The following is a 10,402-nucleotide window of genomic DNA, read 5'->3' as shown; positions in this document are numbered from 1 at the left end:
TTCTCAGCTGCAGCGCTGGCGGTCCGTGTGTTGTGCCCCATTGTTCACTCCTAATCTCATGATCATGAGCCAAAACACTCCCTTATTCAAATTAACCGATCTGTCCATAAGGCTTCGATGGGGAACAACGTTTAATGTGGGGTTATTACGCAAACAGAGGCAAAGGCGTATGTCTAGGTTTTGACGTTCCCAACTTCCAAGGCGCAGACGCGATTGTTACACCAATTAGATATACCAAAACAGAAGTATCTCTCGATGAACTAGATCTTAAAAAGAACCAATATGATGTTATGGATAAATTATTGCACACTAAATTTATTGATTGGAAACACGAGAAAGAAATGCGGATGATTGTGCCTAAATCGTCATGCAAAGAACGCGGCAATTTTTGGTTCCATAAACTTGATAGCACTATGATTTTGAAAGAGGTTTACCTCGGCGATAAATGCCCCAAAAGTGTCTCTGATTATGAAAGATTGATAAGTAAAGCAGATTACACTTCAACTGTTCAAGTCAAGCAAACTCGACCTGCGTTTGGGAGATATGAGTATACAGTCAATGAAAGTGTCCAGCAGGGCGAACTGTTAGCGACAAACACATAGGCACTGCCTCTTTTCGTGCCGGTGAGTATCCCACGTATTCATCCTACCTCGCCCTCGTACTAAATAGACAAAAATGGAGACGCGGACAACTTCCCTGACACAGAGGGCACCCGGGAGGCTCTGTACTCCGATCAACGCCCGCAAATCTCCAGCATAGCAACACAGCGGTTGAATGACTTTGATGGCTGTACCAATGAAGCAAGAAGATTTGAAGAAGCCAACTATATTAGAGGCGTGGCATGGAAATTATGATGACAGTTTATCAAACCGTTCAGGGAGAAGGGCAGTGGCGAGGATAAGGGAAGAGGCCACTCACATGTGAGAGGTCAATCCATACGAGGCACTTTTCCTTCATCGATCATTAATCAAGACAAAACCAGTTTACTCACTCATTTAAGTGGATAGCGTCTTCTTCATATGTAGTTGTGAAAACAGAGAAGAAGAATGAAAAAAACAACGCTATTTGCCCTTGTAACAGTGATGTCTTGCATAGATTCAAGTTTGGTCTCCGCGCAAAATGCTGCGCATTATGATCATCTATCTGAGCTCGAAGCATACGAGCAATCTTATTTCATCAATCCAAGCTCCTTTCTTGGAGCTGGTAACTTTAAAGCAGCTTTCCTGATCCCCAAGCCTGCATTAGTTATCAAGACCTGTATTGATCAAGGAAACACCCCTTTAAGTTGCTTTTATGAGATGCGTGATCAGATCCAAGATTACAACACACTAGAGCGAGACTTCCGGGATCAACTTGTTAATTTTTATCCAACAAATCATACCCGAATTAATCCTTTCGTGTGTGCTCAGCACGATGCAGAAAATCCAAGTAAAGATTGTCACTTCATTCTTGAGGAGTTTCTTTATGGGACTTGGAAGTCATTGCACGCAGATTTTCAATCGCTCGAACCTAATGGTGTTTGTCACTGGACATACTTAACAGATGAGGCAACCTTCGCTTACGAGCTAAGAAAGGCGATGGAGCCCTTGTTCAATGACAGTGGGTATACAAAGCTAATTAGCTCAGTGAATGGGAATTCTATTGCCTCCCTTTCAAGTACATTGGCCCGTGTCAGTTATGCTTTTGAGGATTTGCAAGGCTCATTTACCTCCAATGGATTTATCATTAGTGACACTGGAGTAAATACAGGCGATGACTATAGAGAGGATCGAAATTGCCAGGTAAACTGGTTGTGTGCACTTGCTAGAGAACTCGATGCGGACGCGTCTTGTAGTTTTATCAAACAAAACGATTAGCTTTATCGGATTGAGATTATCCTGATTTACAGTCTCAAGTAAACTGAGCCCATAATCGTGATGATCTCAATTCGCTACAAGCACATAAACGCCCTCTGCGATAACCTGAGTAAGATCTACTTTAGGTTGACGTTTCACATCAGCTGTGGCTGTTCCGTGAGCAGGCCAATGGCAGCAATGGTCACGCTACGCGTCAGGAATGGCTAGAAATTCGGGCCAGCTGCGGACCTTTACGTGTTTCCGCCAGGGGGTTGATGCTGTTTGTATAAAGGAAATTCTGAAGATCTTATTGGGTCGGCCTATCATAGGCTGTTGTGACCGCTTGGGTAGTCTGCAAAGAGCCCAAAATACCTAATGCTGCGGCTTGAGCCAATGGCAACTTTTCGAATTAAGGTTAAGATCCGTGACCTCCAGGCGGAGGAAGGTTTGGTTTTAGTGAACTGATTTCCGATATTCGCTTGGGGACAAGTTGGTGTGTTTTTTGAAAAACTTGCTGAATGATTGCGAGTGCTGGAAACCCAGCGCATATCCGATTTCGCTGACGGACTTGACTGTCAAAGACAGGCTAAGTTTGGCTTTCCTTACTACCAATCGTTGGATGTAATCGCGAGCTGATGAACCGGTAAGCGACGTGAGCATATCATTAAGGTAGCTTGTCGAGACCGACAGGTATTTCGCCAATTGAACTACGGATGGGAAACCGTCTGAATATGCTCTGCCGCTGTCGAAATAATCTTCCAGAAAGGCATCCAACTTCGACAGTATGTTGGCATTACTCTTTTTCCGGGTCAGGAACTGTCGATTGTAGAAACGGTTAACATGACTAAGCAGCAGGTCGAGCTGCGAGATCATGACATCCTGGCTAAAGGCATCGATCCGATCTGAATACTCTTGATAGAGTTGCTGCATGAGGGTCAGCAGCAGTTGTTCTTCACGATCAGATAGGTGCAGTGCTTCATCCACCTCATATGAAAAGAAACCATACTTACGGATCTTTTCCGACAGCGGATATCCCGATAAAAAGTCGGGATGAAAAGCAAGCATCCAGCCGGTTATGTCGTCATCAGGATGAGCCTGCATCGCCATCACCTGATGCGGCTTAACGAGAGCAAGAACGCCCTCGTCAAAGTCGTAGCTGCGGTGCCCGTAATGCACTTTGTTTTGAATCCCACGCTTCAGAGAGACCGTGTAGAATCCATATGAAAATCGAACCAGTTCCACGTATTTGCTAAAGTCCAGATCATCTAGCCGGATCAGGCTGACAAGCGGATGCAGCGGCTTTGCCAATTCCAGATTGCGATGCAATTCGGAGATTGTGGCGACATGCTGGATTTCGGTATGATTTGTCATATGGCACTACACTATTACTTTTCGCGGGACTTAGTTCAACGCTTCTTCAAATGTCGAAATCGGAGCGATCTCAACATAAGAGAACAAAGCATAGCCATCGCGTTTTGGAGCCAAGCTGGTCCCGTCAATGCCGGCATTGACCAGAATACCGGCCTGAACAGTTTCCGGAAGGTTCATTCCATTGGGGCGAAAGTGACCATTGCCAAATTCACTGACTGGTTCATTTATCCCGTTGCCAAAAACTTCCATACCCTGCTGCAGCACCTGTTCATGCCATAGGCCATCAGTAAAGTAATATGCGCGAAGCTCATTATCGATCCGAGCAACACGCAGTTTCATCGGGCCGGTGTTTTCTTCTGGCAGCAAATACAGAGTGGAAAGTGAATGCATCCCAAAATCGTACATTGGGTTTTCTTCTTTTGGAATATTCATCGGCCGCGTAACCTTCAGTTCACGACCGTAAAAACGGTTCTGAAACCCGATATTGAACATGAGCCAGTTTTCATTGCCCTGCGTGCCGCCCGGCGCACGAACAAGCAAACCAGCAGAAGAGAAATTACCTTCTGGCAGACCTTCTTCGCCATCTTTGCGGTGCATAGAAACCTCTGTTTCGATCATGAAATCTCCGGTCACATCACTATAAAGAAGCGGTCCCTGGCTATCGGAAAACCATCCGATGCCTTCGCCGTCTCCAACGACTCTGAGGCGTCCGTCTTCTATGATCAGTTCTTCATGCTTTGATGGGTCGTTATCTTCGAGTGACGCGATCATGTCATCAGCGGAATAGCGAAGAGCATTCGTTTCATCCGCGAAAGCGATTGTGTTAGTCATAAGAATTCCTCCGGCAGCGATAATAGTCAATAAGTTGTTCATCAGCTTGGCCCTTTCGTTTGAGCTGTTACTGGTGAACAACGTATACCCTGCCGCTACTGCCGTCTCTGGACGAGATGTAGCCGGAGTCGTTAAGATGTAGCCGAATAGGTTTCGTGAAAGCGGGCATCGGGGCAAACGCAGCGAATTCACAGTTTGTCCCGTAAGCCGTTTCTTGCGCATCTACAAAGTGCTGCTTGCTGCCTTCACCAGGAAGTCCGATGGTATCGACTAGAAGTTGAAGGCGAGCCCTAACTTAGGATGTTCAAAGGTAGTGCGAACGTCCGCAAATGGTCGAAAACAGCATGCTGCACCTAGATACCATCGTCACGTCTCGGGGCCTGCGTTTGCTACTAATCTGCTAATTCTCCACGATATCCAGCAATTCGGCAAATGCAGTATCTAGCGTAAGCGAAAGCCACAACCCCACACCAAAGCCATACGATGGCAGCCAACGTGTTCCAGCTCACCACGGCTTGCAGCATATACCAGCCTGCAGCAATAACCGCACATGCGGACACAAACGCCGGAACCAACCAAAAAAAACCGCTGCATCCACGACAAGAGCAACTGCCAGCGCGAAACAATCACCAGACCATTATTCAAATTACGTTTTTCCTGCATTTTGTCCCCCGGATCTTAGCGGTTCAAATCGTCCTGGCGCATTTCTTGAGAAGGTTTTGAACCTCCAGCCTTCTATGTGAATCAAAAAGGCCCCTCTGCGTCCAGCGCAGAGGGGCTTATTAATTGTCAAATTATCCTAGGTGGATTTGCAGGACTTAAAAGGAACTCTCTATTTCCCAGAGCCCCGAATAATGCCCAAGATCTCTTTAGCAGCCTTCACCGGATCTCTTGAAGCCACCAGCACAAACGCTGCAATGTTACGGCCGCTTAACGCCAGCACTCCGGCTGTTGGATCATCAAGCTCAGCCTGCAGCCCTATGAGCTGCAACAGCGGATCTGTGAAAACTGCGGCCGCCAACACTCCGCAAGAAAATGTCAGCACTCTTTGCCAAAAACCCGCCTCTTTATGCATCAAAGTCCCCACCATCGCAAAAGCAACAATGACGGCCGTTTTCCAGAACGGAAGACGGTAGAAAATCTCCAAGATAGTATCCGTCATTTCCAGCAGTTCCGCCTCTGTCCGTTCCTGTCATTTGCTGCAACTCTATCCGCCCCTGCCCGATCCGTTTTCACAAGCGCCACGAACCCGGCAGGGCTTAAGTTATTCTTTGTGAACCCACTGCAACTGCTCGCACTCTGCAACGTTTCGCAACCCGGAATCATCAAAGTACTCAAGACACAAGCGGTAATCTTCAAGACCTTGCAAATAGGCATCGTCCTGCGTCCTTTGCTGTTCCGCTTTCACAGTCCCTTGCAAAGCTTGATGCTCTGCCTCGATAAACGCCCCCTGCCGGATCTGGTGCCAGGCAATGGCCGCAAGTGCACAAAGAAGAAGGGCCGCCGCCAGCGCCCGCCCTGTCTTCGTTCTCATCAGGAAGGAAAGAACCGCCCCCATATCAGGCTGCCCGCTCTTTATTGATCAGCAAATAACCAGCAACACCCACGCTGATCACAAGAGCAATTGCAAAGCCCCACTGCACCGGCCCGGAGCCCGCCAGAATGCCGGAGAACCCAGAAGCAGCCATCGCGCCCTTGGTGATCCCGTCCGGGCTAAGCCATGCGCTGAGTGCGCTGGTTTCCTCATCAACCGCCTTTGAGCCTTCCTCATTTTCATGAGGTTCCAGATCTGGAGTAGGAGCACGCTTGATAATCGCATTGTTGACCAGCTCTAAGGATCGCTCCTGTACATGGCGAACACGTCGCGACCAGCCGGTTTTATTGTAGGGCCAGTTTTTCAGCCGCTTCATAAATTTCAGGCGAGCTGCAGAAAACAGATTGATTAAAGCCGTGGTAGAATGCGCCTTCACAGCCGCTAAAGTGAGCACACCCAACACACCGTCTACTTTGACTTTGAGGATCTTCTGCAGGATCTTCACAGCCCGCGCCGGGCCGGAGTTTACAGCACAATCAAAAACGGCATAGTCCAACCCACGCGGCAGCTTATCGCCTTTCACAGCATCCCAGTATTGCGCCCGGTAGATATCAATTGCCTCTTCACGGCTCAGGCGCTTCACTTCTTCCACACTCACGGCACGTCCGCGCCAAGCCGACAAAGTTCTTTGAGTGACGCCAAGATTTGTTGGGCCGCCCGGATCTGCTTTGCGAGACCGGTTTGCAAACCCGCCCTCAGTCCCAAGCAGGTCTACAATAATCAGTCGGAACGTATCTTTCATGCTCTGCCCCTAATAAAAAACGGGAGCCTAAGGCCCCCGTGCAGGTATAAAAAAAGCCGCAATTGCGGCGCGAAAAATTAACATGATGCTTTAGGCTAGCTCTGCTTTGCTTCTTCAGCTTTCAAAGCATCTGCCTCTTTCAAACGTTGAGCTTTAATGTATGCTGGAGTTTGCCGAACAAAGGCTCTGATTTCATCAGTCACACAAAACCCGGTAACAGGTTCATTTAGCCCATCTTCTCCTGCATCTCTGCAAAGATACCGGACCCCATCTGTCTCAACAGACAAGTACCAATGTTGCACATTGATATCTAAGCCCTGCGGCCAATACTCAGTATCAACAAATGAGCCAACCAAATAGATTAAGGCCAACTGAGAAAACTCATGCATTAAGCCTAAGTCACCTAGATTTTTGTGTCCCTGACACACAATAAATAGAATTTCCTTGTTCTCAAAAAACAGCTCCATATCATGAGACATAACGCCCCTCCTAGCTTTGCGGAACAACCGGCAGGAAGTAATGCAGGGCAATGCGTACCTTGCCCCCGGTGAAGTCGCCGCCATTGGCTTTCAGCCGCACGGCTGTATCCCCATAAAACGCAGTAGGTCCAATCACTCCGGCATTGTTTGAGCCAACGGCCGCCCCCAGCGATCCGCCGAACTTGGATTGCTCACCGGCAAGCCCGCAGTCATATGAGGCCGCCCCTGTCACAGCCTCCACCGTGCGGGTAGATACGCAGAACACGATTGCCCGATTTGGGATTAAAACCGAGCTATCAACGCTGCTCCCTGCAAGGCTTAGCTCTTCATCTACGGTTACAAACTGGCTTTGTGCCTTACTGTCCGTTTCACTTAAAACAGTTTTCTCTTGCTGGAAGGCAAGGCCGCCCGTGCCCGGATCTGTGCCCAGCCCGGCCACAGAGGAAAAGCTGCCCCATGCCCCACCAGAAAAAACCTGCATGCTTTCCACGCTTTCAATCCAGGCAACCCACCCGGTGCCCGGCTCAATAAACGCCCATGCCCCGGCGCTAAAGGCCACGATCTGGGTTTCATGACCGGCAAAAGCACCAGTCGCCCCGGCAGGTACGATGTAACGCGCTCCCTCATCAGGATCTGCAGGCGGATTGGTGACGCTGTTTGAGATGACTGAGAGCTGCACCACCACATCAAGCAAGGCTAACGCCTCATTGTGGGTCACATGCTTTTGCGATTGCGCAGCTGCAATCATCGGCAGGTTCAAGTGTGCCGTTGTGCTCATAAGTTCCCCCTTTACGTCTCGAAGTGAGCAACAGCAGGAACGCCGCGCCCATAGACTTCAGATAGTTGATAGACCCACACGTCAAAGCTGGATGCAGGCCCGCCAAAGTCTTCCGCCTGCATGGCGGCCGTGTAGGAAACAGACCCTTTGGAAGCAGAAAGGGAGCGCTTTAAAACGCCCCCTTCCCGGATCTCAACACTGTAGCTTTCTACAGCCTCCCCAAGAGGCACCTCTGCCACCTCCCAGCTATCCCCGCCCGTTCGTGTGCGCCTTATCCAGCTTATTGCAATGCTGCCATCACTGGCAGCGCTGGCGGATAAGTGCACGGGCGAAAGCGGCCGCTCGCCACGGCCGGTGAAGGTCTTCTGGTAACTGGTGTAATCCTGCGATCCCACACCAGCCCCGGCCCGGCCTGCTTGCCAGTTAAGCGGCAAACCCAACTCAGAACGAGAAAGCCCGTTTTGTGTCATGCCGCCATCCAGCACCACCACACGCGCCCCTGCAGGTGCACCCATGCCCGGCTCACTGCCCCGCTGCCCGCGTAACAATTTGCTTAAGGTATAGGTGCGCGTGCCGGTTAGCTCAGCATTGGCAAACTGCAACAGCTCCCATTCACCGCCTGCCCCTTCAATCAGCATGGCATTGCCACCAGAGAAAACCAGATCCTCTTCAAGAGAAGCCAGCGCCCCGTTGTAGAGCTTGACCTCTACCCGGTTGCCTTTGTCCCAGCGGTGCAGCGACCCTGCAGGTAAGGGTGCCTGCAGCTCCCCAAGCACACCTTGCTGATTAAGGGCGGCCCGCAGCTCATAGCCACTTGTCACCGGGCTGGATAAGAAGAGATCTAGTACGGTCGCTTGGGCTCGGAGATGTTTATAAGATACAGGCCATGGCGTGTCCTGATCACGCAAAAGCGGCCCGTCAATAAACACCCCTAGTGCGGCCGCCTGCAGCACCTGCCCTTTTGAGACAAAGGCCCGTGTTGCTCCCTTGGTGGCTTCATACACCGGTGCATCATAAGTCACCGCTTCAATCATGCGGGCGTCTCCATCCTTGACGGAAAGCACCCGCACCGCAAACACACGGCCGGAAACGGTCAGTTTAAGATAATCACCCGGTTCTATGTGCAGATCCGTTGGAGGCAGCACATAGCTTAAGCGCTCCCGTGACGCCCACGCCTCCTGCAACAGACTTTCAGCCATGCCCTGCAGGCGTTCATAGTTGGTCACGACAGGCAGATCAGAAGTCACAACCCTTTCAGTTGAAACAGCGCCTTTCAGCGCCTCTGCAGTTGCTGTGTTAAAATCTTTTGAGCTGTCATAGGCCGTTACCCGCACCACTGCAGGCAGCTCAGTTTCTTGCGCTCGCGTTATGGAAACCCGCTCTTTGTCCTTACCCTGATCAACCAGTTGCTCTGCTTCAATCTCAGCTAAGGGATAGCGGGAACGACGCGGGCGAAACGCCACCCGGCCACCAGATTCCACCGCATCAAAGAAGAAGGCAGCCCCAAGGGTTTCCAAGACGCTGCGGGCACTGGTGATAGAAGAGATGAGGAAACCATCGGCAACCCCATCTGCCCCGGCCGTTTCAAAGTCTATGCCTTCACGCAGGCCCGCCCGCTCCATTAAGAGCCGGGCAATGCCATCTGCGGAGACACCACCCACACGGCCGGAAAGCCAATGCCCGGTGGTGAAGTTGCCCCAATCCGCCCAGGTATCGGATTCCACCGGAAACGATGGAAACGGCCGCACATCCCAAGCCCATGCAAACATGTTCACGGGGTCCACCATTGGCCCACCATAAACCGGGCTAACTGGATTGTTGCCAGCCTCTACAGCCCAGTATTCCAGCATGGCGCGAAGGTAACGCCGCTGTATCAGGTCGTCACGCACCCCGGAGGAAAAATAGGGCACCTGACTTTCTGAGGATTTGGGATCATAAAACACGTTTGGTTGATTGGTGCCTTTGTCGATCGCGGGGCAGCCAAACTCTGTAAACCAGATAGGCTTTGATTTTGGCACCCAGTTAGTTGAGGTATTTGAACGCACCCCGCCCGGCCGGTTGTGGTGCGGGTTTTCCCACCAGCTCCGAATATCCTTTTGACGAAACACCCAGTGCTCACCATGGTCCTGATCTGCAATCAAGGTGCGGTTCTGGTTGGTCCGGTCCTCATCAGAGGCATAGTAAAAATCGAAATACTCCCGGCCCTCGATGCCAGCTTTCAGATAGTCCAGATCATGGATTGATTGCGCCCCCTGCCCGTGGTCCTCATGGTTTTCATGATCGCGCCAATCAGTCAGCGGCAAGTAGTTATCAATGCCGATAAAGTCTATGTTTTCATTGGCCCAAAGCTTGTCCAAATGAAAGAACACATCGCCGCTGCCATCACCCGGCCGGTAGCTGTGAAACTCGGACCAGTCGGCGGCATAGCCTATTTTGACATCCGGCCCCATGATCTTGCGCGCTTCCTCGGCGATATAGGCCATGAAGTATGCAAACGGAAAGTCATCAAACCCCCATGTTAGAGCCGAAATGCCCGGCATTTCCGTTGCAACAACAAAAGCATCCACACCGCCCGCTGCCTTTGCTAACATCGCAAGGTGCAAAGCAAAATGGGTATAACTCCATCGATATTCGCCAGTGTAGATTGTCCGTCGTCAAAGATAGTTGGACAAAATTGGCTTTCGATTAGTGGAGTGTCTGGCCCAATTGCGTGTTGATGTTAAGCGGCTTGTGCGTGGTAGCGCAAGCGTCGGTTTTGAATAGTTCTGCGTT

The 10,402-nt window shown here is 50.5% G+C and carries 11 protein-coding genes; 2 read left to right on the top strand and 9 right to left on the bottom strand.

What is annotated here, in order from left to right:
- The first annotated feature begins 134 nt into the window (after positions 1-134).
- Together PsAD5_RS14060 and PsAD5_RS14055 are read left to right on the top strand one after the other, a co-directional pair.
- Positions 135-602: a DUF2971 domain-containing protein gene (locus PsAD5_RS14060; protein ID WP_063292579.1), complete on the top strand. Its 468-nt coding sequence runs from the start codon at positions 135-137 to the stop codon at positions 600-602.
- A 444-nt stretch (positions 603-1,046) separates the two neighbouring features.
- Positions 1,047-1,856, top strand: coding sequence for a hypothetical protein (locus tag PsAD5_RS14055; RefSeq protein WP_063292578.1), 810 nt, complete (start codon positions 1,047-1,049; stop codon positions 1,854-1,856).
- Positions 1,857-2,288: 432 nt separating this feature from the next.
- Here PsAD5_RS14055 and PsAD5_RS14050 read toward each other — a convergent pair whose 3' ends face one another.
- The 9 genes from PsAD5_RS14050 to PsAD5_RS14010 form a co-directional block, all read right to left on the bottom strand.
- Complete coding sequence (locus tag PsAD5_RS14050) at positions 2,289-3,206, bottom strand: helix-turn-helix domain-containing protein (RefSeq protein ID WP_063292577.1); 918 nt, start codon at positions 3,204-3,206, stop codon at positions 2,289-2,291.
- 30 nt (positions 3,207-3,236) lie between these two features.
- Positions 3,237-4,037 carry a hypothetical protein gene (locus PsAD5_RS14045; RefSeq protein WP_063292576.1) on the bottom strand — a complete coding sequence of 267 codons (801 nt, stop codon included), beginning with the start codon at positions 4,035-4,037 and terminating at the stop codon, positions 3,237-3,239.
- Positions 4,038-4,478: 441 nt separating this feature from the next.
- Entirely contained in the window at positions 4,479-4,700 is a 222-nt protein-coding gene (locus tag PsAD5_RS14040) for a hypothetical protein (RefSeq protein ID WP_063292575.1), read from the bottom strand.
- Positions 4,701-4,869: 169 nt separating this feature from the next.
- Entirely contained in the window at positions 4,870-5,184 is a 315-nt protein-coding gene (locus tag PsAD5_RS14035) for a hypothetical protein (RefSeq protein ID WP_153040703.1), read from the bottom strand.
- Between the two features lie 117 nt (positions 5,185-5,301).
- Positions 5,302-5,595, bottom strand: a complete 294-nt coding sequence (locus PsAD5_RS14030) for a hypothetical protein (protein ID WP_063292573.1) — start codon at positions 5,593-5,595, stop codon at positions 5,302-5,304.
- Between the two features lies 1 nt (position 5,596).
- Complete coding sequence (locus PsAD5_RS14025; RefSeq protein WP_063292572.1) at positions 5,597-6,373, bottom strand: glycoside hydrolase family 108 protein; 777 nt, start codon at positions 6,371-6,373, stop codon at positions 5,597-5,599.
- Between the two features lie 95 nt (positions 6,374-6,468).
- A complete protein-coding gene (locus PsAD5_RS14020) occupies positions 6,469-6,852 on the bottom strand; it encodes a hypothetical protein (RefSeq protein WP_063289063.1) in 384 nt (127 codons plus the stop codon).
- Between the two features lie 10 nt (positions 6,853-6,862).
- Positions 6,863-7,630 (bottom strand): DUF2793 domain-containing protein, encoded by a 768-nt coding sequence (locus PsAD5_RS14015; protein ID WP_063292571.1) that lies wholly within the window; start codon positions 7,628-7,630, stop codon positions 6,863-6,865.
- A gap of 11 nt (positions 7,631-7,641) precedes the next feature.
- Positions 7,642-10,275 carry a baseplate multidomain protein megatron gene (locus PsAD5_RS14010; protein WP_275078122.1) on the bottom strand — a complete coding sequence of 878 codons (2,634 nt, stop codon included), beginning with the start codon at positions 10,273-10,275 and terminating at the stop codon, positions 7,642-7,644.
- Between the last annotated feature and the right edge of the window lie 127 nt (positions 10,276-10,402).

It is taken from the genome of Pseudovibrio sp. Ad5 (assembly GCF_001623095.1).
Lineage (GTDB): Bacteria > Pseudomonadota > Alphaproteobacteria > Rhizobiales > Stappiaceae > Pseudovibrio.
This window is presented reverse-complemented; position numbering and strand designations above follow the sequence as displayed.